General features: G+C 67.3%; 21 protein-coding genes and 2 pseudogenes. 13 read left to right on the top strand and 10 right to left on the bottom strand.

Translation table 11 applies throughout. The features are described from left to right. Positions 1 to 361 precede the first annotated feature (361 nt). The 3 genes and pseudogenes from AC1Q7Q_RS27290 to AC1Q7Q_RS27280 form a co-directional block, all read right to left on the bottom strand. Positions 362 to 626: pseudogene (locus tag AC1Q7Q_RS27290) on the bottom strand (OB-fold nucleic acid binding domain-containing protein); the annotation flags it as partial. Between the two features lie 104 nt (positions 627 to 730). Next, the gene (locus AC1Q7Q_RS27285; RefSeq protein ID WP_492374477.1) at positions 731 to 1,177 is read right to left on the bottom strand and encodes a hypothetical protein; all 447 of its coding nucleotides are present in this window, start codon (positions 1,175 to 1,177) and stop codon (positions 731 to 733) included. A gap of 168 nt (positions 1,178 to 1,345) precedes the next feature. Further along, a complete protein-coding gene (locus AC1Q7Q_RS27280) occupies positions 1,346 to 1,789 on the bottom strand; it encodes a MarR family winged helix-turn-helix transcriptional regulator (protein ID WP_492387235.1) in 444 nt (147 codons plus the stop codon). Between the two features lie 231 nt (positions 1,790 to 2,020). Here AC1Q7Q_RS27280 and AC1Q7Q_RS27275 point away from each other — a divergent pair, with 231 nt between their 5' ends. The 4 genes from AC1Q7Q_RS27275 to AC1Q7Q_RS27260 all read left to right on the top strand — a co-directional run bounded on the left by AC1Q7Q_RS27275 (position 2,021) and on the right by AC1Q7Q_RS27260 (position 5,679). Next, on the top strand, positions 2,021 to 3,145 hold the full coding sequence (locus tag AC1Q7Q_RS27275; protein WP_492374479.1) for a cytochrome P450: 1,125 nt from the start codon (positions 2,021 to 2,023) through the stop codon (positions 3,143 to 3,145). Positions 3,146 to 3,172: 27 nt separating this feature from the next. After that, positions 3,173 to 3,547 (top strand): antibiotic biosynthesis monooxygenase family protein, encoded by a 375-nt coding sequence (locus tag AC1Q7Q_RS27270; protein WP_492374480.1) that lies wholly within the window; start codon positions 3,173 to 3,175, stop codon positions 3,545 to 3,547. Between the two features lie 7 nt (positions 3,548 to 3,554). Then, on the top strand, positions 3,555 to 4,310 hold the full coding sequence (locus tag AC1Q7Q_RS27265; RefSeq protein ID WP_492374481.1) for a sulfite exporter TauE/SafE family protein: 756 nt from the start codon (positions 3,555 to 3,557) through the stop codon (positions 4,308 to 4,310). Positions 4,311 to 4,569: 259 nt separating this feature from the next. Continuing rightward, positions 4,570 to 5,679: an extracellular catalytic domain type 1 short-chain-length polyhydroxyalkanoate depolymerase gene (locus tag AC1Q7Q_RS27260; RefSeq protein ID WP_492374482.1), complete on the top strand. Its 1,110-nt coding sequence runs from the start codon at positions 4,570 to 4,572 to the stop codon at positions 5,677 to 5,679. Between the two features lie 13 nt (positions 5,680 to 5,692). Here the strand turns inward: AC1Q7Q_RS27260 and AC1Q7Q_RS27255 are convergent, their stop codons facing one another. Beyond that, a complete protein-coding gene (locus tag AC1Q7Q_RS27255) occupies positions 5,693 to 6,007 on the bottom strand; it encodes a 2Fe-2S iron-sulfur cluster-binding protein (RefSeq protein WP_492374483.1) in 315 nt (104 codons plus the stop codon). Continuing rightward, entirely contained in the window at positions 6,004 to 6,615 is a 612-nt protein-coding gene (locus AC1Q7Q_RS27250; RefSeq protein WP_492374484.1) for an IMPACT family protein, read from the bottom strand. The genes AC1Q7Q_RS27255 and AC1Q7Q_RS27250 overlap by 4 nt, the downstream gene beginning before the upstream one ends. A gap of 292 nt (positions 6,616 to 6,907) precedes the next feature. On the opposite strand from AC1Q7Q_RS27250, the gene AC1Q7Q_RS27245 reads away from it, so the two are divergent. Beyond that, on the top strand, positions 6,908 to 8,899 hold the full coding sequence (locus tag AC1Q7Q_RS27245; protein ID WP_492374485.1) for a PhoX family protein: 1,992 nt from the start codon (positions 6,908 to 6,910) through the stop codon (positions 8,897 to 8,899). Positions 8,900 to 8,988: 89 nt separating this feature from the next. Here the strand turns inward: AC1Q7Q_RS27245 and AC1Q7Q_RS27240 are convergent, their stop codons facing one another. Then, positions 8,989 to 10,155, bottom strand: coding sequence for a DJ-1/PfpI family protein (locus tag AC1Q7Q_RS27240; protein ID WP_492374486.1), 1,167 nt, complete (start codon positions 10,153 to 10,155; stop codon positions 8,989 to 8,991). 98 nt (positions 10,156 to 10,253) lie between these two features. Here AC1Q7Q_RS27240 and AC1Q7Q_RS27235 point away from each other — a divergent pair, with 98 nt between their 5' ends. Continuing rightward, entirely contained in the window at positions 10,254 to 11,258 is a 1,005-nt protein-coding gene (locus AC1Q7Q_RS27235) for a GlxA family transcriptional regulator (protein WP_492374487.1), read from the top strand. A gap of 121 nt (positions 11,259 to 11,379) precedes the next feature. Next, positions 11,380 to 11,997, top strand: coding sequence for a DUF938 domain-containing protein (locus AC1Q7Q_RS27230; protein WP_309407482.1), 618 nt, complete (start codon positions 11,380 to 11,382; stop codon positions 11,995 to 11,997). A 411-nt stretch (positions 11,998 to 12,408) separates the two neighbouring features. Here AC1Q7Q_RS27230 and AC1Q7Q_RS27225 read toward each other — a convergent pair whose 3' ends face one another. The 4 genes from AC1Q7Q_RS27225 to AC1Q7Q_RS27210 form a co-directional block, all read right to left on the bottom strand. Then, positions 12,409 to 12,909: a fumarate hydratase gene (locus tag AC1Q7Q_RS27225; protein WP_492374488.1), complete on the bottom strand. Its 501-nt coding sequence runs from the start codon at positions 12,907 to 12,909 to the stop codon at positions 12,409 to 12,411. A gap of 170 nt (positions 12,910 to 13,079) precedes the next feature. Continuing rightward, positions 13,080 to 13,598, bottom strand: a complete 519-nt coding sequence (locus AC1Q7Q_RS27220) for a DUF1439 domain-containing protein (protein ID WP_254615466.1) — start codon at positions 13,596 to 13,598, stop codon at positions 13,080 to 13,082. A 177-nt stretch (positions 13,599 to 13,775) separates the two neighbouring features. Then, positions 13,776 to 13,979 (bottom strand): SlyX family protein, encoded by a 204-nt coding sequence (locus tag AC1Q7Q_RS27215; RefSeq protein WP_043357297.1) that lies wholly within the window; start codon positions 13,977 to 13,979, stop codon positions 13,776 to 13,778. A 50-nt stretch (positions 13,980 to 14,029) separates the two neighbouring features. Next, a complete protein-coding gene (locus AC1Q7Q_RS27210) occupies positions 14,030 to 15,502 on the bottom strand; it encodes an aminotransferase-like domain-containing protein (protein WP_193692215.1) in 1,473 nt (490 codons plus the stop codon). Positions 15,503 to 15,867: 365 nt separating this feature from the next. Here AC1Q7Q_RS27210 and AC1Q7Q_RS27205 point away from each other — a divergent pair, with 365 nt between their 5' ends. The 6 genes and pseudogenes from AC1Q7Q_RS27205 to AC1Q7Q_RS27180 all read left to right on the top strand — a co-directional run bounded on the left by AC1Q7Q_RS27205 (position 15,868) and on the right by AC1Q7Q_RS27180 (position 21,381). Continuing rightward, positions 15,868 to 17,514, top strand: a complete 1,647-nt coding sequence (locus AC1Q7Q_RS27205) for a cbb3-type cytochrome c oxidase subunit I (RefSeq protein ID WP_150985172.1) — start codon at positions 15,868 to 15,870, stop codon at positions 17,512 to 17,514. A 2-nt stretch (positions 17,515 to 17,516) separates the two neighbouring features. Continuing rightward, a pseudogene (locus tag AC1Q7Q_RS27200) lies at positions 17,517 to 18,119 on the top strand (cbb3-type cytochrome c oxidase subunit II); the annotation flags it as partial. Positions 18,120 to 18,255: 136 nt separating this feature from the next. Continuing rightward, on the top strand, positions 18,256 to 18,861 hold the full coding sequence (locus AC1Q7Q_RS27195) for a c-type cytochrome (RefSeq protein WP_492374489.1): 606 nt from the start codon (positions 18,256 to 18,258) through the stop codon (positions 18,859 to 18,861). Beyond that, on the top strand, positions 18,858 to 19,508 hold the full coding sequence (locus AC1Q7Q_RS27190) for an SCO family protein (protein ID WP_492374490.1): 651 nt from the start codon (positions 18,858 to 18,860) through the stop codon (positions 19,506 to 19,508). The genes AC1Q7Q_RS27195 and AC1Q7Q_RS27190 overlap by 4 nt, the downstream gene beginning before the upstream one ends. Continuing rightward, positions 19,505 to 20,086 (top strand): hypothetical protein, encoded by a 582-nt coding sequence (locus tag AC1Q7Q_RS27185; RefSeq protein ID WP_492374491.1) that lies wholly within the window; start codon positions 19,505 to 19,507, stop codon positions 20,084 to 20,086. Before AC1Q7Q_RS27190 ends, AC1Q7Q_RS27185 begins: the two co-directional genes overlap by 4 nt. Positions 20,087 to 20,511: 425 nt before the next feature. Continuing rightward, the gene (locus AC1Q7Q_RS27180) at positions 20,512 to 21,381 is read left to right on the top strand and encodes a DMT family transporter (protein ID WP_492374492.1); all 870 of its coding nucleotides are present in this window, start codon (positions 20,512 to 20,514) and stop codon (positions 21,379 to 21,381) included. Positions 21,382 to 21,441: the final 60 nt, after the last annotated feature.

Here is a 21,441-nt window from a genome sequence, read left to right as displayed (position 1 = left end):
GAGCGCCAGTTTGCTGGAAGGCCCAGCCTGGCCTCTCCGCGCTTGTTCAAGATGAGGGAAGCGTCATGAAAGCCTTTCTCGCATTACTAATTGTCGCATCCACACTGCTCGGTGGTTGCGTCGTGGTGCCATACGATGGCGGGTACTATGGTGGATACGGGTATTGGGGCCACGGGCACCACGGATACCATGGACACGACTAACACGGAATTTGACGCCTTCGTTGCAACCGAAACTCTAGCCATTCATCCTCGGCATTCGATAGAACGGCATCGGCCTGCGCGTGTCGCCAGTTATGGGAGCATAGGTCGCAATAGCTCCGTTGTGCCCTTGACTTAGGAACTCAGCAGAAATTCCGGCTTCATGTAGCCAGACTGCCCAGCATGGGTGATAGGTCGACGAGGTGCTGCGCAATGAGATGTCGAACCTCTCCGTCACACTGCCATTTGCCATTTGCCATATGCGCCGACGAGCGTGGCGGTCAGTACTTCACGGCGTTGCCTCTCAAGGACCGATGGCCAAGCGATGACATCAATGGGTTCGGTCTCATCTTCCAGGGTCAGAAAGACGACGCCTTTGGCCGTGCCAGGGTTTTGAATCGCAATGGCCATCGCACAGCCGCGTGCGTGGAAAGAAAGGTGATCTCCGGTATTCCTCGCTAAACGGCGGCCTCAGGCCTTAGCCTGTCTTCATGCAAGGACGCAAGAGAGATGGCGCGGCTAACGCAGGTTCATTGCGCCTTCAGCTTCATCTTGCCCGCCAGCCGCATACCGTCACGAAAGCTCATGCCAAGCAGGGTCAGTTGCAAGGCACCCATTGCCAGTTCGATGGCCTGGACGACGTAGAACAACGTGTCGAACTCGCCGGCCTGCGCCTTGGCGCTCAGGAAGAGCGCGCAGGGCAACAGGATCAGCAGGCCGTTCGCGGCGATCAGGGGCATGCGTTTCTTCTTGCCGTGCACGATGCGGCCCCGCCTGTGCCGGGAGAGGGCAAAGCCGGACGCGCCGGTGGCGGCCATGGCCGTAATCAGCAGCACCAGCCCGTACACCACACATTGCTTGACCAGCGCCACGGCAGCGTGGTCGAAGAACGCCTCGGAGATGACCGTCGACATCCAGAAGGTGGCTACGGTCAGCATTGCCACGCTGCCGGCGATGCCATGCACGATCGGTTTCATGGATCTCCTCCTTCTGCTTTCAAATATTGACAACTAGTTTCCATAAGTGGAAACTAGTTGTCAATACAGGGTTCGGCAGAAGAATGCAAGGAGGCGCGACGCCACCAGCATGCCAGGCGCCTGCTGCTGTCGCCCCCCTATGATCGTGCTTTCCCAGGCGCGTGTGCGCTATGCGCCGGCGTCCACTTCGGCGTCGACCTCGGCATGCATCGCAGCAAGCCCCTCGACCACCCTGGCGGCGGCCTCCAGATCGGCCGCGCTGAACGCGGTGGCAAGCTTGGCCGCGTGCTCCCGCCACTGCTGGTCCACCGTGCGGTAGGTGCGTTGGCCGCGCTCGGTGAGCACGTATAGTGGCGAGCGCTTGTGCAGGGGGTTGGGACGCGCTTCGATGAAGCCCTCATCGGCAAGCAGATTGAGCTGCTTCAGGGCGCCTTGCCGGGTCACGCCCATCTTGGCCGCGATCTGCGGCGCGGTCAGTGATTTGCCGGCAAGCGCAAGCGCGCCGAGCATTTGCCAGCGCGCGCTAGTCAATCCCAGTGGGGCCACGAAGCTGTCGCCCCAGGCCAGGAGCCTGCCGTTGAGCTGAAACACCGACAGGACGATGCTGGTCAATTGTTCGCTCTTCTGAATTCGCATGAAGGTCCTCGTAATTGACAACCAGTTTACGATGACGGGGTGAATTGTCAAACGCCCGTACCGCTTGGCGCGGGCGCATGGCGGGCATGGTGGACGTGACATCCCCCGCCTTTGCTGCCCCTGTCCGCATTCCACATTTCACATCGTCATGAAACGTCGCGCGGCGCGCGACGGCATACTGCTTATGTGCTCTCGATCCGCCTCCCCATGCCCTTGCCGACCGCCATGCCGATGCCGTCCGACCCGCTTTGCGCCGTGACGCACCCCGATCCGGCGCCGTATTACCGCACCCTTGCCGCGCAGCGGCCGTTCTATCGCGATGAAACGCTCGGGCTATGGGTTGCCGCCGGCGCCGCCGAGGTGCAGGCCGTGCTGACCCATCCCGCTTGCCGCGTGCGGCCGCCCGCGCAAGCCGTGCCGCCGGCGCTCGCGGGCAGCCCGGCCGGCGCACTGTTCGGCGGGCTGATCCGCATGAACGATGGGGACTGGCATGCGCCACTCAAGGGCGTGCTGCGCAAACGCATGGCGTGCCTGGCGTTTGCCGGCATGGGCGCGCGGGTATTGGCGCTGGCGCGGGATCTGCCGTTCGACGCCGTCCGGCCCGGTGCCGCCGTGAACCACTGGATGTTCACCTTGCCGGTGCTGACGGTGGCTGATGCACTTGGACTGCCGGTGGCCGGCAAGCCCGGCGTAGCGGGCCAGGTGGCAGCCTTCGCGCGGGCCATGTCGCCGCTGGCGACAGCGCAGGAGATTGCCGCGGGGAGCGAGGCCGCCACATGGCTCCAGGCCTGGATGCGCACGAGCCTGTCATCCGCGCCGCCGCTGGACGCACTGGTGCAGGAAGCGCTTGCCGCCGGCGTGGCGCGGGAGATCATCGCAACCAATGCGATCGGCCTGCTGATCCAGGCATGCGAGGCCACCGCCGGCCTGGTCGGCAACATGCTGCTGCGCCTGGGCCGGGATACGTCCCATGGGCGAGAGCTGCCCGCGTTGGACTGCGTGGCCGCACGCGTGCTGCGGGAGGATCCGCCGGTGCAGAACACCCGGCGCTTCCTGGCCGCCGATGTCCGCCTGTGCGGTGCGCAACTGATGGCGGGCGATACGGTGCTGGTCGTGCTGGCGGCCGCCTCGCTCGAACAGAGTGAGGCGACGACGCCTGCGCCCTGGACCTTCGGGCGCGGCCACCACGCCTGCCCCGGCGACGCGCTGGCGTCCACGGTGGCGCAGGCCGTGGTGGCCGCGCTGCTGGCGCGCGGTGCGGATCCGGCGCCGCTGGCGCGCGCATTCCGCTATCGGCCCTCGGTCAACGCGCGCATTCCGCATTTTCTGTGAAGCAAGTCAAATCAATAGGACCCCACCATGATCGCAGTCATCTTCGAAGTCGAACCGGCCGAGGGCCGCAAGGACACGTACATGCAGATCGCCGCGCAACTGCGGCCCACGCTGGAGGCCATCGACGGCTTTATCTCGGTGGAGCGCTTCCAGAGCCTGACCAATCCGGGCAAGCTGCTGTCGCTGTCTTTCTTCCGCGACGAGGCCGCGGTCATGGCGTGGCGCAATACCGAGGAGCACCGGCTGGCGCAGTCGGCCGGGCGGGGCGGCGTGTTCGCGGGCTATCGGCTGCGCGTGGCGCATGTGCTGCGCGACTACGGCCTGAAAGAACGCGACGAGGCGCCGGCGGACAGCCGCGCCGTGCACGCACCCATTGCGGCGCCCGCGTCGCCGGCCCGGTGAGGGCGGCATGGAGTCGACTTTCCTGAATGGGCAGGCCACGCTGATCGGCTTTACCTTCTTGCTTGCCGGCCTGGTCAAGGGCGTGGTGGGGCTTGGGCTGCCTACCGTGGCGGTAGGGCTGTTGGGCCTGGCGATGCCGCCTGCGCAGGCCGCCGCGCTGCTGGTCGCGCCTTCCATGGTAACCAACGTCGTTCAGCTCTACACCGGGCCGCGGCTTGGAGAGCTGGCGCGGCGGATGTGGCCCTTGCTGGCCGCGATCTGCGTGGGCACGTGGCTGGCCGCCGCGCTGCTGCCGCCCAGCCTGATGGTGCATGCCACCGCATGGCTGGGCGCGGCGCTGGTGCTGTACGCGGTGCTGGGGCTGGTGGCTTTCCACCCCAAGGTGCCGCCGGCCGCCGAGGGCTGGCTGGCGCCGCTGATCGGTGTGGTCACCGGTGCGATCACGGCGGTCACGGGCGTGTTCGTGATTCCGGCGGTGCCGTATATCCAGGGGCTGGGCCTGGAACGCGAGACGCTGGTGCAGGCGCTTGGCTTGTCGTTCACGGTGTCCACCATCGCGCTCGCGGTGAGCCTGGCGATGCATGGCGCGCTGTTGCACACGCCGGTGCTGGGGGCGTCGCTGCTGGCGCTGGTGCCGGCGCTGGCCGGCATGTTCATCGGCCAGTGGCTGCGCCATCGCATCAGCGCGGCGCGTTTTCGCAAGCTGTTTTTTTGCGGGCTGCTGCTGCTCGGGGCCGAGCTGGCGCTGCGCGGGTTGTTCTGATCGGGATGGAGGCGAAGGCGCATTCTCTCGGGGTTGCGCGCGACGCGCCGGTGCCGCTGCCGGATGCGTGCCGCGTCGTGCTGTAGGAATGCGCCCACGTGGCGCGGTTTGCACGCAATCGGGCTGACAGCACGTCCTTGCGCGCGGCATACTGGCTGCTGCGCCGCGGCGAAACACCGCGCATCCAAGCCGGATGCGCACCGCAGGCCGCGCATTCCCGCAACCCCGCGCTGGAGATGCCGCCAATGGCATATCGCCGATGACACGACGCAATCGCAGCGGCACCAAGCTCTGGAATACCCTGAGCAAGATCGCCACCCGCAATGTCCGGCGTGCGCAGCGCACGGTCACGAAGTCCGCGATCCGTTCAGCGGTCAGGCAGGGCGAGGCGATGAGCAAGGCGGCGCAGCGCGTGCTGACCGGCGTTGCCTCGCCGGTGCCAACGCCGGTCAGCCGTGGCGGCGGACGCTGGGAGGAAGGCAGCTGGGGGCTGGGGCCGCTCGTGCAGCGCCGTTACCGGCTGTTTATCCCACCGGGCGTGAGCGCGTCGCGTCCCGCGCCCTTGCTGGTGTTGCTGCACGGCTGTGGCCAGGACACGGCCAGCTTTGCCGCTTGCACCCGCGCGGCTACGCTGGCGCGCAGCGCGGGCTGCGTGGTGCTGATGCCGGAGCAATCGTCGCAGGCCAACGCCCAGCGCTGCTGGAACTGGTTCCGCTCCGCGGCGCGCGTGGTGGCAGAGGCCAGCCTGTTGATGTCAATCGTCGAGCATGTCTGCCAGCAGCAGCCGGTTCGGCGCGAACGCGTCTTCGCGCTCGGCTTGTCGGCGGGCGGGGCCATGGCGGTGATACTGGGGCTGCGCTACCCGGACCGTTTTGTCGCGGTCGGCTCGCATTCCGGGGCGGTGCCGCTCAGCGCGTCCAACGCCGCGCAGGCGGCGCGCGTGATGCACGGCAAGGGCCAGCCGGATGTGGACGCGGCGCGGTTTCAACTAGCGGGGCGCCGCCCGCCGCCGTTGTTGCTGCTGCACGGCGATGCCGATCATGTGGTGCACTTCGATAACGCGCTGGCCAGCGCTGCCCTCTGGCAGCAACTGCTGCCGCAGCCGCCCGTGCTGGCCAAGCCGCGCCGGGTCCAGCGTGGGCAGCGCCGTGCCTACAGCATCTTTCCCTGGTCGAGCGAGGGCGAGCCCTACATCCGGCTGGTGCGCATCGAAGGGCTGGGGCACGCGTGGAGCGGCGGCCCGTCCAGCCAGGCCTTTGCCGATCCGTCCGGCCCGGATGCACTGCGGATCGCGTGGCAGTTCTTCATGCAGTGCCTGGCGGCGCGCCAGCGTGCCGCGCCAAGGCGGGTGCGCAAGGTGGCCGCCTGACGCCTGTGCCTGGCTAGGGCAATTGCGGCGCTTCTATCACCACGTCGCTCTCGGGGTACGCCACGCACGGCAGGATGAACCCCTCGTCGCGCTCGTCGTAGCTCACGCCCGGCCACTCGATGCGGTAGCCGATCCGCCCGGCGGCCAGCCGGCACAGGCAGGTGCGGCAGGTGCCGTTGCGGCAGGAACTGGGGAATTTCAGGCCGGCCTGCAACGCGGCTTCGAGCAGCGTCTGCGTGGGCAGGGCGGGAAAGGTGCTGCCCTGCGGCTCCAGGCGGGCGACAAACGCTGCCGGGACCACCGGGGCTGCGGTGATGTCGCGGCTCATGACTGCGCTTGCCCCTCGTCCGCTTCGGGAAAGCGCGCACGGCCATGGGTGGCGTCGCGCAGCGCGGCCCGGGCCGGTGCCAGCAGGCTGGCCGGCAGCCGAATGGTCAGCCGGGCGGCAGCACTGTGTTCGGCATGCGCCAGCTCGTGGCTCTCCTGCTCGATCCAGCGGCGCACGCGGGCTTCGTCGGCGTAGTCCACCTCCACAACCAGCTCCGCATAGGCGATGCGCTCGATGCGCTGCGCATCCTTGAGCGCCACCGCAATCGCGTCCGTATAGGCGCGTACCAGCCCGCCCGCCCCCAGCTTGACGCCGCCGTAATAACGCACCACGGCCGCCAGCACGCCTTCCAGCTCATGGTGGCGCAGCACTTCCAGCATGGGCCGGCCGGCGGTGCCGGATGGCTCGCCGTCGTCAGACATGCCCGACTGGCCCCCCGCGAGCAGCGCCCAGCAGACATGGGTGGCGGTGGCGTGGTCGGCGCGCAGGCGCGCCACTTCGGCCATGGCCGCGGCGCGGTCGGGCACGGGCAGTGCAAAACCGATGAAGCGGCTCTTGCGGATTTCCAGGTCTGACTGGACGGGAGAAGCGAGGGTGTAGGTCGGCACGGGTTGGGCCGCGTCACGGCGCGCGATGCGCGGCGCCGGCGGGCTGAAAGCTAAAGGAATCGGGGCACCGGATTGGGGCCTGCGCCAGTGTACCGCAGCCGGCCCGGCCGCCCGGATTGTGCGAGAGGCCTCCTGGATGTCTGCAAGTTCAGTCAGTTTAAACAAGCTGTAACAAATCATTCATAGGATACGCATCGGCCTGAACGCCGCGCGGTTGTCCCCACGAGCGCGCTGCATGGCAGCGCGCATGGCGCGCCGCCTAATCCTTCACATAACGAAACGGGAAAGAAGAATGCTCGACAAACCGGACGCATCCCGCCGCAAGGCGCTTAAATTCCTGGCTGGCGCCCCCATGCTGCCGCTGGGCCTTGGCGCTACCGCCTTTCTGGTCGGTTGCGGTGGCGATGGCGACGCAGTAGCCGCAACGGCTCCGGCGCCGACGCCCGTCACGCCTGCCGGCGCTACGTTTACGACCGCCGAATTCACCGGCATGGCCGCGCCCGCGCTGACGAACGCGGCCGCGATGGCTACCACCACGGTGGGTTCCAGCCTGAAGGTATCGTTCAGCGACGGCAGCAGCCAAACCTACAAGCTGGCCTACCAGCCCTTCTTCATCACCGGCGACATGGTCCCGGATGGCAAGGGCGGCAGCATCCTCGCCGGCGGCTACTTCGACATCAACAACCAGCCGATCATCGACAAATCGGTGGCCGGCAAGGAACGCCAGTTCTACTCCGATTCGCCCGACGGCACCTCGCTGCTCAAGATCGACGGCGCCAAGGTGGCCGGCGTGAAGGGCAACACGGTCTTCGCCGTGGTCCAGTTCGAGTACACCACGCGTGACCAGGCCGGCGCGAGCGCCTACGGCCGCCTGCCGTCCCCGATCGGCGTGCTGACGCTGGACCAGGACCCCGCCACCGGCAAGCTGACGCTGGTCAAGTACCACAACGTCGATACTTCGTCGGTCAATGGCCTGTGGATTACCTGCGGCGCCAGCCTGTCGCCGTGGAACACCCACCTGTCGAGCGAGGAGTACGAGCCGGACGCCTTCACGGCCAGCACCAACGCGCAGTTCCTGGCGTTCAGCAAGAACCTGCTCGGCACCGCAAGCGTCGTGGCCAACCCGTACTTCTATGGCCACATGCCTGAAGTCACGGTCAATGCCGACGGCACCGCCAGCATCAAGAAGCACTTCTGCATGGGCCGCATCTCGCACGAGCTGGTGCATGTGATGCCGGACAACCGCACGGTGCTGATGGGCGACGACGCCACCAACAGCGGCCTGTTCATGTTCGTGGCCGACAAGGAGAAGGACCTGTCCGCCGGCACGCTGTACGTGGCCAAGGTGGGCGCGGGCTTCTCCATCGACCCGGCCGCCCCCGGTGCCGACCTGACGTGGGTCAACCTGGGACACGCCACCAGCGCCGAAGTCGAGGCCATGGCCAAGTCCAACCTGCCCACCGACATCATGGACGTGCGCACGGTCGACCCCTCGGACCCCACTTTCACCAAGATCTTCGTTGGCGGCACCGCCAACTGGATCAAGGTCAACCCGGGCAAGGAGAAGGCCGCGGCCTTCCTGGAAACCCATCGCTACGCCTACCTCAAGGGCGGCAGCATGGGCTTCACCAAGATGGAAGGCACCACCGTCAATATCAAGGACAAGGTGGCCTACTCCGCGCTGCAGAACATGATCGACTCGATGGTCGTCAACAACGCCAAGGGCTGGAACGCACAGAGCAACATCACGATCCCCGCGCCGCTCAACGCCGGCGGCGTGATGCAGCACAATCTTGCCGGCGGCCAGAAGGATCTGGGCGGCGCCGCCATCAATAGCGAATGGGTGCCGGTGCATACCAAGGCGCTGATCGTGGGCAAGGACATCAGCGCGGACGCACTCGGCAACACCGCCGATCCGGACCAGATCGCCAACCCGGACAACCTCAAATTCTCGGAAAAGCTGCGCACCCTGTTCATCGGCGAGGACAGCGGCCAGCACGTCAACAACTTCCTGTGGGCCTACAACGTAGACACCAAGAGGCTGTCGCGCGTGCTCTCGACCCCGGCTGGCGCGGAATCCACCGGCCTGCATGCGGTGGACGAGCTCAACGGCTGGACGTACATCATGAACAACTTCCAGCACGCGGGCGACTGGAGCGGCCTGCACGCCAAGGTCCAGGCTACGCTGGATCCGCTGGTGCGCGCCAACTACAAGGACCGCTTTGGCGCCGCCGTCGGGTACCTGACGGCCGATACCACGAGCGTCAAGACCACTAAGGCGTAAGCGCGGGACAGCTGTTACCCCGGCGCTTTGTTGGGCCCCCGATGACTTTGTCATCGGGGGCCCTTTTTTTTCATTCGCGCGGGAGCTGGCTAGCGCGGGCGGGGATACTCCAGTTGCAGGGCGACGAATTGCGCGGTGGCGTGGCCGTAGCGGTCCTGGATTCCGGCCAAGGCAGCATCCAGCGCCGCCGCCGGCAAACCAGCGTATGGCGGCAAGTCATGGCGGCTGGTTGTTGGCTTGTCGTCCGCGCGCGTGGTGATGGTGTCAGCCTCAAGCCAGAGTCCGTGGCGCGAGCGCAGCGTTGCCGCCGTGCCAAGTGTCAGCGCCGCGGAGCGATAGGTCCGTGACCAGGCATCTGCCTGCAGCGCCAGCGCGATCTCGTCAAAGCCCGCTGCCACGGTGATACCGATGGCCTCGTGCCGCCACCAGGCGAGGCGGTTCGAGAGTGCGATGCCGATGCTCGCGGCGCCTAGCTTGAAGGGGGCCGAATCGTGACGTGGGCTCCACTCCGTCACGCCGAGGCGCGCTGCGGTTGCCGCCGCCACTTGTTGGCCGGCAATCGCTTCGACCAACGCTAGCGACAGCGGCAGCGAGGCAGTCACGCCGCTCGAGGTGACAACGTTGCCATCGGCCAGATAGCGCCTGTTGCCCACCCAGTGGGTGGCTGGAAATTTTGCGGCGACACGGCTCATCGCATACCAATGTGTCGTGGCCGAGCGGCCATCGAGCAGTCCGGCGCTCGCGACCACGCGCGCGCCCTCGCAGACCGCCACGATGATCGCTCCCCGTCCTGCCTGCGCGCGCAGCCACGCTAGCGTGGCCGGCGTGTCCTCATGATGCATCGCCGGCACGATCACGATATCGGCGCCTTCAGGAAAGGCGGCGTCGAAGGCCGCCACTGTCAGGTCGGCCCGCACGCGCAGGGCCGGCATCAAGGTGACGGTGCCGGGGCCGGTCGATACTGCATGCACGTCAGCCACGCCTGCCTCTCGCAGCACGCCAACCGGAATCACGAAATCGGTGACTTCGGTGCCGGCGTTGTCGGCCAGTATGGCTACCAGCGGTCGCGCGTGGCCGGCCTTCGGCGCGGGCAGCGTGAGCGTCGCCGGCACACCGGTAGACGCCGCGGATGCGGCGTGGCGTGCTTCTTCGGGTTCAGTCGAAGCGGGGTTTTGCGCGGCGGGCTTGAGGCAGCCGCACAGCGAGCAAGTGCACAGCGCGAGCGCGGCAAGGCGGGTCATGATGGCGTACTGCATGGTGTCCTCGGTTGGTGCGTTTCGTACCAGATGCACATGGATCGAATTTACCCTCCGCCGGGACTGGCAAAAAGGACAGAATTGCCGCATTCTTTGCCATGGCTTATCTACAGCAAACAACACGAAAGGTGGTAGTGCTCGGCTTCGAGGGCGTGCAGTCGCTCGACGTCGTGGGGCCGATGGAGGTCTTCGCGGTGGCGAACTTGCATAGCCCCGCGGGCCGCCGCAAGCCCTATGAGGTCAGGCTCGCCACGCAAGCCGGTGGCGAGCTTGGGACACATGCCGGCCTGCGCCTGGCCGGCGCGGTTGCGCTTGCCGACTTGCCGGAGCGCATCGACACGCTGGTGGTCGGTGGCGGCAGCGAGGAGAGCCTGCGCCGCGCCGCCTCAGACCCGGACCTGCTAGCCTGGTTGCAGGCGCGCGCCCGGCGTACGCGTCGAATCGCCAGCGTTTGCACGGGGGCGTTTGTTCTAGCCGCGGCCGGCTTGCTCGACGGGCGCCGTGCCACCACGCACTGGAACGCTTGTGGCTTGCTGAAGACATTGCGCCCCGCGATTCAGGTGGAGCCGGACGCGATCTTCGTCGCCGATCCCCCCTTCTATACATCGGCCGGCGTTTCCACCGGCATTGACCTGTGCCTCTCGCTGGTCGAGGCCGATTGCGGTCCCGAGGTGGCGCTGGCGGTCGCGCGCGAGCTGGTGCTGTTCCTGCGGCGCCCCGGCGGGCAGTCGCAGTTCAGTACCGGCCTGCGCCTGCAGTGCAGTGCCACGCCCAGGTTGCGCGCATTGCTGGCCGCCATTATCGACGACCCAAGGGGCGACCTGAGAGGGCCGGTGCTGGCCGCCCGCGCAGGCATGAGCGAGCGCACCTTCGCGCGTGCATTCGCCAGGGAGACCGGCGAGCCGCCTGCCCGCTTCGTCGAGTGCGCGCGCGTGGAGCGTGCCAAAGCCCTGCTGGAGGGCTCGGATTGGCGGCTGGAGCGTATCGCCGAGCGCGCGGGCTTTGGTAGTGTGGACGCTTTGCATCGTGCCTTTCTCAAGCGCATCGGCGTCACCCCAGGCGAATACCGGGAACGTTTCGGGCCACCGGCGCGGATTGGCTGAGGCAACATGGGCGCGGGACCGGTCATGCCTGCTACGCTTGCGGTATTGAGCGGTCGCCGGGCCAACGCGCCACCGCGGCCCAGACCCATGCCCAGACCCACAGCCCAACAGGAGCAAAAAGATGCCGAACCAAGACGGCCAACACGACGCGCGCCGCATGGCGCCGGCCACCGACCGCAACCGCGACGCCATCCTGGCCGTGCTGCGGCGGGTCTTGCCGCAGAGCGGCCTGGTGCTGGAAATCGCCAGTGGCACCGGTCAGCACGCCGCATATTTCTCCGCCGCGCTGGCGGGGCTGACCTGGCAGCCGAGCGACCCCGACGCTGCGGCGCGCGAGTCGATCGCGGGCTGGGCCGAGCATGCCGGGCTGGCCAATGTGCTCGCGCCGCTGGTGCTGGACGTGCGCCAGCAGCCCTGGGGCATCGAGGCGGCGCAGGCGGTGGTCTGCATCAACATGATCCACATCGCGCCATGGTCTGCGGCCGAGGCGCTGTTCGCCGGGGCCGGGCGTTTGCTGCCAGCCGGCGGCGTGCTCTACCTGTATGGCCCGTATCGGCGCAACGGCGAACATACCGCGCCGAGCAATGCCGCCTTTGATGCGCAGTTGCGCAGCGCGAACGCCGATTGGGGCGTGCGCAATATGGAAGATGTGGCGGCGCTGGGCGAGGCCGAGGGCTTTCGCATGGACGAGCCAATCCCGATGCCGGCCAATAATTTCAGCCTGGTATTCCGAAAATAGGAACTTCATCGCCGAACGCAAGCGGATTGGGCCGCGTGCAATGCGTGGCCGAAATTCGACAAAGCGCGATTGAGGGCTGGCGCGGAGTGGGGCTAAGTCTTCGCCGCATTGTCTTTGCGCATGCAGCGTTAAGCGTTGGCTTAAGACGCGGCGAACGTCCTGGCGGGCAATGCGTGGAATGTGGAAATGCGGAAAATGTGGGAAATGACAGGCGAAGCCGGGCGGCGCTAATCGGGAAATGCCGATCGGCCAGGGCGTCTTGAATAACCGGGGATATTGTCTGGATCTGTCCGGCTGGCCCTGCAGGGCGCCAGCCAGTTCGCACAAAAGTGGTGCGCGGCGGGGACCGGAGCACGGCGCGGATTACCGCGCGCATGTCCGGGCCACCTGCCGCGCTGGCCCTTGCGCGATTTACTTCGCGGCGACAGGCGCTTCTGCCTCGACCTTGACGGCCACGGCCTTCTTCGGCGCTGCCGGCTTGCGGGCTGCCTTCACGACGGCCTTCTTCGGTGCTGCTGCCTTCGGAGCAGCTGCCTTCGGTGCTGCTGCCTTGGGAGCTGCTGCCTTCTTGGCGGCGGCCGGCTTTGCAGCCTTCTTTGCCACGGCAGCCTTCACCACCGGCTTCTTCGCAGCCGGCTTGGCCTTGGCCTTTTGTGCAGCCAGCTTTTCCTTGGCGGCTTGCTTCTCAGCCAGCACGGCCTTCTTGGCGGCTTCAGCTGCGACCTTGATTTCGCGCTTAGCAGTTTCGATCGCCTTCTTTGCATCAGCGCGCAGCTTCAGCAGGCCCTTCTTTGCAGCGGCCAGTTCGCGAGCCAGCACGCTGGCCTTCTTCGCGGGAACTGCTGCCTTCTTGGCGGCTGCCGGCTTGGTCTTTGCTGCTGCGCTGGTTGCGACTTTCTTTGCTACGGCCATTTGTATTTACCCGTTAGTTGTGGAGCGCGGAGTATAACCGGTCGCGCGACATTGCTCGCGCGGCGTGAATTAACTGCGCAAATTTCTGGTATGAATGCGTGCGCGGATACAACATGTTTTGCACGGCGACGGCATCGCCATTGGATGCGAATAGGGGGTACGTATTGCGTTTAACGCGTATTGACCTGGACTTTGATGCCGTCGGCCAGCACGGTAATGGCGCCCGGCTCGACGTCTTTGCCGGCAACGTGCAATTCTTCCGGCTTGAACGTGTAGAGCGGGTAATCGCGCAGCAGTTGCTGCGCCACGACGGCGCCGATGGCGTTCAGTTGCTCGCCATATTGCGCCGGCATGCCGGCAACCTGGACGCGTTCGACGGAAGGATTGTCGAGCAGCACGGCGCGTTTGGCCGGGTCGTACCTGAGCCCGCTGCTCAGCGAAAGCGTGCCGTTGATCGGTGGCGCGGGCAGCAAGGTGTTGCTGACCTGTGCATCCATCTGCGTGGTCACGCGGTTGTTGGCTTCGTCGAGCAGCAGGCGCGGATGCGTCAGCTGGACGTCGAGCACCTGGGCGTAGCGCAGCCTTGCCGGGAAACGTTTGTCGACGGCGTCCTGCAATTCCTGGCGGGAGAATGTGTAGTCGCCGGTCCAGACGTTATAGCCGGCCCAGGCGCTGGCGGCGACCAGCATGGCAAGCGCGCCGGCGGCGGCTTTGCGTGTTGTCAGGGATTTGCGGGGCCGGGTGCGGCGTTGCGTCGTCGGCATGCTGCGGTGCCTCCAGGTTGGCGTCTTGCGCGTTATCCCTTCTGACCGCGCCTGCGCCGGCTTTGTTCAATTGTCCAGTCTGGCCGCCGGCCATGCGCACTATCAATAGTGCGGCGGGAGTTCGTGCTGGGGGCCGTTTTCGCCGCCGCCCGTGCCGCTGGAGCGCATTTGCTGGTAAAGCGCCTGGAGCTGTTCCTGCAGCAGGTCGATCTGCCGCTGCTGGCGTGCCACGGCGAGATTGAGCGTGTCGAGCAGGTCGTCCTGGAAGGCGACCTTGATTTCTAGTTCGGTCAGGCGGGATTCCATTTTGTGTTCTCCATTGGGCCGCGCATTGTAAGGCAGGTGCGGCGCGGCCTTTACTGCATAGTCAGCCTGGCCAGCCGGCCTAGCGTGGCGAGCGCGGCGTCGGTCCGGTCGTCGAAGTCGTGGCCGCAGTTGATGCGCAAGCAATGCCGGAAGCCGCCATGCGCGGAAAAAATCGGGCCGGGCGCGATGCTGATGCCATGCGAGAGCGCATAGCGGTGCAGTGCAAGGCTGTCGGTGCCGGCCGGCATCTCGATCCACAGGAAGTAACCGCCGGCCGGCCGCGTGGCCCGCGTGCCCGGCGGGAAGTGCCGCGCGATGGCCTGCGCGAAGGCATCCTGCCGCTGCATCAGCGCCTGGCGCAACTGCCGCAGGTGCCGGTCGTAGCCGCCCTTCTCCAGGTAGTGAAGGATAGCGGCTTGCGTTGGCGCCGCCACTGTCAGCGTGCTGGTGAGCTTGGCGCGCGCCACTTCGCGCGCGAAGCGTCCGGGCGCGGCCCAGCCGATCCGGTAGCCCGGCGCCAGGCATTTGGAGAAGGACCCGCAGTGCATCACCAGCCCCTGCGTGTCGAACGCCTTGGCCGGGGTGGGGCGCTTGTTGCCGAAGTACAGCTCGCCGTAGACGTCGTCCTCGATCAGCGGCACTTCGAAGCGCGCCAGCAACCGCACCAGTTCGCGCTTCTTGTCGTCGGGCATCAGGCTGCCCAGCGGGTTCTGGAAATTGGTCATCAGCCAGCACGCGCTCGGGCGGTGGCGTTCCAGCGCGCGGGCGAGGGCGTCGAGCTCGATGCCTTCGCGCGGATGCGTGGGCACCTCGATGGCGCGCAGCCCGTGGCGCTCCAGCGCCTGCAGCGCGCCGTAGAAGGTGGGCGACTCGATGATGACCGCGTCACCCGGGCGCGTGACGGCCGCCAGGCACAGGTTCAGCGCCTCCAGCGCGCCGTTGGTGATGACGATCTCGTCGGTGTGCACGGTAAGCCCGTCGATCAGGTAGCGCAGGGCAATCTGGCGGCGCAGGCCGGCGTTGCCCGGCGTCATGTCGTCCACCGAGCTCCAAGGGTCCAGTTGCTGGACGACTGCCGCCATGGACTTGGCGAGGCGCGGTAGCGGAAACAGCAGCGGACTGGGAAACGCGGAGCCGAGTGGCACCAGCTCCCGCTGCTTGGCCGACGCCAGCACGTCGAAGACCAGTTCGCTGACATTCAGCGTGGTGGATTCGTCCGCCGGTTGCGACGCGGCCTCGGGCTCGGGCGGCAGCACGCGGCTGGTGCTGGCCACGAAGTAGCCCGAGCGCTGGCGCGCGATGATCAGCCCGCGCGCTTCCAGCAGGTAGTAAGCCTGGAACACCGTGGAGGGGCTGAGCCCGCGGCTGGCGCTGGCCTGGCGCACGGAGGGCAGGCGGTCGCCGGGCCGCAGCGTGCCGGCCTGGATCGAGTGCGCGATATCGTCGGCCAGCGTTTCGTAGAGCGTGCCGGGCGTGGCTTCCCCGTCTTTTAGCTGGGGGGTGTCTGGCTTGCTGGGCGGCATTGGCGATCCACTGTTTGGCGTATGTCCGATTTCCGGCAACTGTATCGTATCGGCGCGATGCACGACACAGCGCATGGGGATATTCCAATGTGGCAGATTTGCTGCGGCAACATGTCACGCCGGAATCCCTCTGATCCGGTTGTATCGATCCGATCTGATCCTGTTCGGGCCGGCCTTGTCTCCTTAGCATTCAGTGCTGTCCTTAAGAGGCTGTTTCAAAATGAAGCGAAGCGGTTCTGGCTAGGCGCGCGGCCGCAGGCAGTACAAGCGGTACGGCAAGGCCGCGCAACGACGCCAGAATCGTTTTGAAATGGCCTCTAAGCCGCGGCCGCCACGGCGCCGTCATGGGAAGTGCAAGGAAATCCATGGATCCCACGAGTCTGTTGTTAGCTACCTTCCTGCTGTCGGTTGGTGGCCTGTTTGCTTTCATCTGGTCGTTGCGCAAGGGTTTGTTCGATCTCGAAGCCGCCGGTGCGCGCACCATCTTTGCGCCCGGCGAGGTCGGCCAGCCCGAGGAGCCGTCGAGCGATGCGGCGCAGCGCCAGGCGCTCTGGGTGGGCGCCGCGTCCAGCCGGGAGGCGCCTGCCGCGACCGCCGCCGCGCGCGCCGATCTCGAGGCGGAGCTGGCGGCGCGGCATGAGGCCGATCGCTCCAGCGCCCTGCCGGCCCTGCTGATGCTGAGTTGTGCCGTGGTCTGGCTGGTGGTGGCGTCCGCCGCCGGCCTGCTTAGTTCGCTCAAGCTGCATATGCCCGACCTGCTGACCGGGCAGGCGTGGCTTTCCTTCGGCCGCTTGCGCACGCTGCACCTGAACGCGGTGGCGTACGGCTGGGCGCCGATGGGGCTGCTCGGGCTGACGCTGTGGATGCTGCCCCGCCTGCTGCGCACGCCGCTGCTGGGCGGGCGCTTTGCCATGATCGGCGCGCTGGTCTGGAATGCGGGGCTGGTGGCGGGGCTCGGCAGCATTGCCGTGGGCATCAACGCCGGCCTGGAGTGGCTGGAGATTCCCTGGCAGGTGGGCCTGCTGTTCGCGCTGGGCGGGATGATGATCGGCCTGCCGCTGGCGTTCATGCTGCAAAAGCGCCGTGTGCATCATCTGTACGTGTCGGTCTGGTACATCGGCGCGGCCCTGTTCTGGTTCCCGGTGCTGTACGTGGTGGCCAAGATCCCGGGCGTGCATTTCGGCGTGGAGCAGGCCACCATGAACTGGTGGTTCGGGCACAACGTGCTGGGCCTGTTCTATACGCCGCTGTCGCTCGCCTCGGTCTATTACTTCCTGCCCAAGGTGATCGGGCGGCCGGTGCGCTCGTATAACCTGTCGCTGCTGGGCTTCTGGACGCTGGCGTTCTTCTATGGCCAGGTCGGCGCGCACCACCTGATCGGCGGCCCGATTCCGCCGTGGCTGATCACGCTGTCGATCGTGCAGAGCGTGATGATGATCATCCCGGTGACCGCGTTCTCGGTGAACCAGCACCTGACGCTCAAGGGCAATTTTGGCGCGCTGCGCCACTCGGCCACGCTGCGCTTCATCGTGTTCGGCGCCATCATGTACACGCTGGCGTCGGTGCAGGGCTCGTTCGAGGCGCTGCGCTCGCTCAACGCGGTGACGCACTTCACGCATTTCACGGTGGCGCACGCGCACCTGGGCATGTACGGCTTCGTGTCGATGGTGATCTTCGGCGGCATCTACTTCGCGCTGCCGCGCATCGTCGACGCGCCGTGGCCCCGGCCCGCGCTGATCTCGCTGCATTTCTGGCTGGTGGTGGCGGGCTTCTCCACCTACCTCATCACGCTGAGCATCGGCGGCGTGCTGCAGGGCCTGGCGCTGCTGGACCCGGCACGTCCCTTCATGGAATCGGTGACGGTCACGCTGCCTTGGCTGCAGGGGCGCTCGCTGGGCGGCGCGCTGATGACGCTCGGCCATCTGGTCTTTGCCTTTCACTTTGCCTTGATGGTCTTGCGTCCTTCGGCGCTGGCGCAGACCGATCGCATGGTTTCCCAAGCGGCTGCCTGAACATGGAAAACGAACTCAAACTTGTGGGCGGGGCCATGGTCACGCTCTCGCTCGCCACCTCGGCCATGATCGTGGTGCCCTTCCTGCAGCTCAAGGATGTGCCCGCGCCGGCGGCGCTCGCTCCCTACACCAGCGAGCAGCTGCGCGGGCGCGAGGTGTATCTCGCCAACGGCTGCATCGCCTGCCATACGCAGCAGCCCAGCTCCACCGGCGCGGGCCGCGCCGACGGCGCGCGTGGCTGGGGGCGCCCGTCCGTGGCGGCGGACTATCACTATGACAGCCCGCCTTTGCTTGGCACCATGCGCACCGGCCCCGACCTGTTCAATATCGGCGTGCGCCAGCCGAGCGCCGACTGGCACCTGGGCCATCTCTACCAGCCGCGCGCCTACGTGGCGGACAGCATCATGCCGGGCTATCCGTTCCTGTTCGAGCTCAAGCCGGAAGGCGCCGTTGGCAAGAGCGACAAGGTGGTCGCGCTGCCCGGCGGCACGGTGCCGCCGGGCAAGGTGGTGGTGGCCACGCCCCAGGCGCTGGACCTGGTCGCCTACCTGATTGGCCTGCGCCACACCTACCCGGTGGTGGAGCAGGCCGCAGCGGCGGGCGCAACCAGCCAGCCGCCGCAGCGCGCCACGCTGGCATCCGTTTCGAGCGCGCCGTCCAACCCGTTCGGTGCGGTCGCTTCTTCTCAATCCACCTCCAGCCCGCCGGCGCCACGCGCGCCCGGCGCGCAAGCCAGCCACGATGAAGCCCTCGCAAGCCCATAAGACAGAGAACGCCGATCCCGTTGAGCAGCACAACCCGGTGCCCAAGATCGTGCTGGCGCTGGTGTGCGGCCTGCTGGTCTGGGCCATCAGCTACATCCTGATCGAGCGCGCCGACGGCAGCGCCGCGCTGGGCGACCGGCGCGACCTGGCCGCGCTGGCAGCGCCGGCCGGGCAGGGCCGCGTCGCCGACGGCAAGCTATTGTTCGCCGCCAATTGCCAGGCTTGCCACCAGGCCAGCGGGCAAGGCATTCCCGCCGTGTTCCCGCCGCTGGCAGGCTCCCCCTGGGTCAACGACGACCCGGACCGCCTCGCGCAGATCCTGCTGCACGGCATGACTGGCCCGCTGGAGGTGCTCGGCACCACCTACAACGGCGCCATGCCGGCCTTTGGCGAGCAGTTTTCCGACCAGGAGATCGCGGCGCTGGCCACGCATATCCGCAGCCAGTGGGGCAATGGCGCTGCGCCGGTCGAGGCCGCGCAGATCGCGGCGGCGCGCGCGGCTTCCGTCGCGCAAAAGACGCCCTGGCACGGCGGCGACGCGCTGCAGGCATTCATGGCCACGGGAGGTGTCCCCAAGCCATGACGCGTGCGTGGAGCAAGACGCTGGCGATGGTTGCGCTCGTGCTGGTGTTGGCCGGTGCGGCGGTGTTCGCCACGACGCGCGGCTTGCGCACGGTCAGCGCCGATGGCGCCCGGCGCCTGGACCTGGCGCGCGCCCCGCGCGTGCTGCCGGCGCTGGCCTTGTTCGACCAGGCGGGCCGGCAGCTCGCTTTTGGCGGCCCCATGCCGCAGGGCGAGGGCGCTGGCAAGCGCGACAGGCCCGTCACGCTGGTGACTTTCGTCTATACCCGATGCCTGGCAATCTGCCGCACCAGCGCGTCGGGGCAGGCCTGGCTGCAGCAGCAATTGCGCGAGCGCGGCCTGCAGGACCGCGTGCGCCTGCTGACGCTCTCCTTCGACCCGGCACGCGATACGCCTGCCGTGCTGCGGGCCTATGCACGCACGCTGCGCGCCGATCCTGCCATCTGGACCTTCGCCACGGTGGCCGAGCCCGCGCGCTTGCGCGGCCTGCTCGACGCCTTCGGCATCGTCGTGCTGCCCGATGGGCTGGGCGGCTACTCGCATAATGCCGCGCTGTTCCTGGTCAACGCGCAAGGCCGGCTGGCTGCCGCCTATGACGTGGAGCGGCCGGACCTGGCGCTGGCCGACGTGCTGCGCAGCCGGCTGTGAAGGTGCTGCTTGCACCTGGCTGGCAAGCCTGCTTGCCCGGCTTGATGCTGGCCGTGGCCGCGTTGTTGCGCCCATGGCTGGAGGCGACCATGGCCAGGCATATGGGCCTGGAACTGCCGCTGCTGGCACTTGCCGGCTGGTGGGCGGCGCGCTGTGCCGGGCCGCGGCTGGCGGCCTGGCTGGCGCCATGGAACGCGGCGGGGCTGCCGGGCCTGCTGGCAGCGTGGTGCATCGTCAGCTACTGGATGCTGCCGGTGGCGCTGGACGCAGCCACGCTGGCGAGCCCCATGGGCATGGCCAAGGTGGCGAGCATGGTGCTGGCGGGGCTGCTGGCGCGCGCCTCGTGGCAGGCCGCCGGCCCCGTGGTGCAGGGCTTTTTTGTCATCAACGGCGCCTGGATGATGCTGAGCGCCGGGTTGCTGTACCAGGAGGCGGAGTCGCAACTGTGCAGCACCTACCTGGTCGACGAGCAACTGGCGGCGGGCCGGGTGCTGGTGCTGTGGGGGCTGGCCTTGCTGGCGATGTGGCTGTTTGCCGTGGCTAGCCGGCTAGCGGTGGATCGCGAGCCGCTCACCTAGGCCTGCAAGACCGCCCGCGGACCGGACAGCATTGCCATGCGAATTGACGTGGTGTAACGTTATGCGGTCCTCCGGGACCCGGGCGCTTGTTTGTTTCTCCGCCCCAGCCTACTTGCGGATTCCCATGCATCACGCTGTGCACAACGCTTTTGCCGCCATCGCGACCCGTCCGGGCGCGGCGCGGCCGTGCGCCGCCTTTGTACCGTTCGTACCGCTCGCACCACCTGTCACTTCTGCGCCGCGCACGCGGGCCGGCCTTGCGCCGCCGCCCCCAGCCGTGCTGGGCTGATCGTCAGCCCGTCTTTTTTCGGCTTCTTCCTTCTTCGGCTGGTTCCCGCCTGACGCCAGGGCGCGTTCGCGTCCGCGCGGCGTCAGTGTGCCGGGGCGCGCCGGAGTTTTACGGATTACCGTGACAGGTGAAACCCATGGATTCGAACAAACACGCACTGAGCGCGCATGGCTCGACAACGCTCTTCGTGCTGCTATGGAGCAGCGGCGCCATCTTTGCGCGCCTCGGGCTTGAATACGCTTCTGCCTTTGCCTTGCTGGCCGCGCGCTTTGCGCTGGCGCTGGCCGTGCTGCTGGTGCTCGCGGCCTGGCGGCGGCGCTGGTTGCCGCAGCCAGGCACGCGCGTGCAGGTGGTCTGCTCCGGGCTGCTGCTGACCGGCGCGTATTCGATCTTTTACCTGCTGGCGCTGGCGCGCGGCATGACGCCGGGCGTGCTGGCCACGCTGCTGGGCGTGCAGCCGATCCTGACCTTGCTGCTGGTGGAGCGGCGCTTTTCCTCGCGCCGGCTGGCAGGCCTGGCGGTGGCGTTGGGTGGGCTGGTGCTGGTGGTCTACCAGGGGATAGCGGTGGCGCGGATCTCGCTGCCGGGCATGGGCTTTGCGCTCTGCGCGCTGGCGTGCATGACGATCGGCGCCATCCTGCAAAAGCGCATCCGGCAAGCACCGCTCGACGTGATGCCCTTGCAATACGGCGCGGGCCTGGCGCTGTGCCTGTTGTTCGTGCCGTTCCAGCCGATGGCGGTGGTGCCCTCGGCGGGCTTCGCGCTGTCGCTTGGTTGGCTCGCGCTGGTGATTTCGGTGGGCGCCACGTTGCTGCTCTACCGGCTGATCCAGGCGGGCAACCTGGTCAACGTCACCAGCCTGTTCTACCTGGTGCCGGCCGTGACCGCGCTGATGGATTACCTCTTCCTGGGCAATCGCCTTGCCGCGCTGAGCTTGGCAGGCATGGTGGCGATCGTGCTTGGGTTGGTGCTGGTGTTCAGCCAGAAGGCGGACAGCCCGGGGTAGCCCGGTCGCCTGATAGCCAAGCCGGCCCCGGTCGCTACGCGCCGAAGAGGCGCGCCGCGG

The organism is Cupriavidus sp. GW823-FHT07A04 (genome assembly GCF_058794615.1).
The sequence above is the reverse complement of the archived record's forward strand: the minus strand, read 5'-3'. Positions and strand labels throughout refer to the sequence as shown.

Excerpts from the sequence above, each read along its gene's own strand:
- AC1Q7Q_RS27285 (WP_492374477.1), bottom strand. The coding sequence starts at position 1,177 with ATGAAACCGATCGTGCATGGCATCGCCGGCAGCGTGGCAATGCTGACC.
- AC1Q7Q_RS27275 (WP_492374479.1), top strand. The coding sequence starts at position 2,021 with ATGCCCTTGCCGACCGCCATGCCGATGCCGTCCGACCCGCTTTGCGCC.
- AC1Q7Q_RS27270 (WP_492374480.1), top strand. The coding sequence starts at position 3,173 with ATGATCGCAGTCATCTTCGAAGTCGAACCGGCCGAGGGCCGCAAGGAC.
- AC1Q7Q_RS27265 (WP_492374481.1), top strand. The coding sequence starts at position 3,555 with ATGGAGTCGACTTTCCTGAATGGGCAGGCCACGCTGATCGGCTTTACC.
- AC1Q7Q_RS27260 (WP_492374482.1), top strand. The coding sequence starts at position 4,570 with ATGACACGACGCAATCGCAGCGGCACCAAGCTCTGGAATACCCTGAGC.
- AC1Q7Q_RS27255 (WP_492374483.1), bottom strand. The coding sequence starts at position 6,007 with ATGAGCCGCGACATCACCGCAGCCCCGGTGGTCCCGGCAGCGTTTGTC.
- AC1Q7Q_RS27245 (WP_492374485.1), top strand. The coding sequence starts at position 6,908 with ATGCTCGACAAACCGGACGCATCCCGCCGCAAGGCGCTTAAATTCCTG.
- AC1Q7Q_RS27240 (WP_492374486.1), bottom strand. The coding sequence starts at position 10,155 with ATGCAGTACGCCATCATGACCCGCCTTGCCGCGCTCGCGCTGTGCACT.
- AC1Q7Q_RS27235 (WP_492374487.1), top strand. The coding sequence starts at position 10,254 with ATGGCTTATCTACAGCAAACAACACGAAAGGTGGTAGTGCTCGGCTTC.
- AC1Q7Q_RS27230 (WP_309407482.1), top strand. The coding sequence starts at position 11,380 with ATGCCGAACCAAGACGGCCAACACGACGCGCGCCGCATGGCGCCGGCC.
- AC1Q7Q_RS27225 (WP_492374488.1), bottom strand. The coding sequence starts at position 12,909 with ATGGCCGTAGCAAAGAAAGTCGCAACCAGCGCAGCAGCAAAGACCAAG.
- AC1Q7Q_RS27220 (WP_254615466.1), bottom strand. The coding sequence starts at position 13,598 with ATGCTGGTCGCCGCCAGCGCCTGGGCCGGCTATAACGTCTGGACCGGC.
- AC1Q7Q_RS27215 (WP_043357297.1), bottom strand. The coding sequence starts at position 13,979 with ATGGAATCCCGCCTGACCGAACTAGAAATCAAGGTCGCCTTCCAGGAC.
- AC1Q7Q_RS27210 (WP_193692215.1), bottom strand. The coding sequence starts at position 15,502 with ATGCCGCCCAGCAAGCCAGACACCCCCCAGCTAAAAGACGGGGAAGCC.
- AC1Q7Q_RS27205 (WP_150985172.1), top strand. The coding sequence starts at position 15,868 with ATGGATCCCACGAGTCTGTTGTTAGCTACCTTCCTGCTGTCGGTTGGT.
- AC1Q7Q_RS27195 (WP_492374489.1), top strand. The coding sequence starts at position 18,256 with ATGAAGCCCTCGCAAGCCCATAAGACAGAGAACGCCGATCCCGTTGAG.
- AC1Q7Q_RS27190 (WP_492374490.1), top strand. The coding sequence starts at position 18,858 with ATGACGCGTGCGTGGAGCAAGACGCTGGCGATGGTTGCGCTCGTGCTG.
- AC1Q7Q_RS27180 (WP_492374492.1), top strand. The coding sequence starts at position 20,512 with ATGGATTCGAACAAACACGCACTGAGCGCGCATGGCTCGACAACGCTC.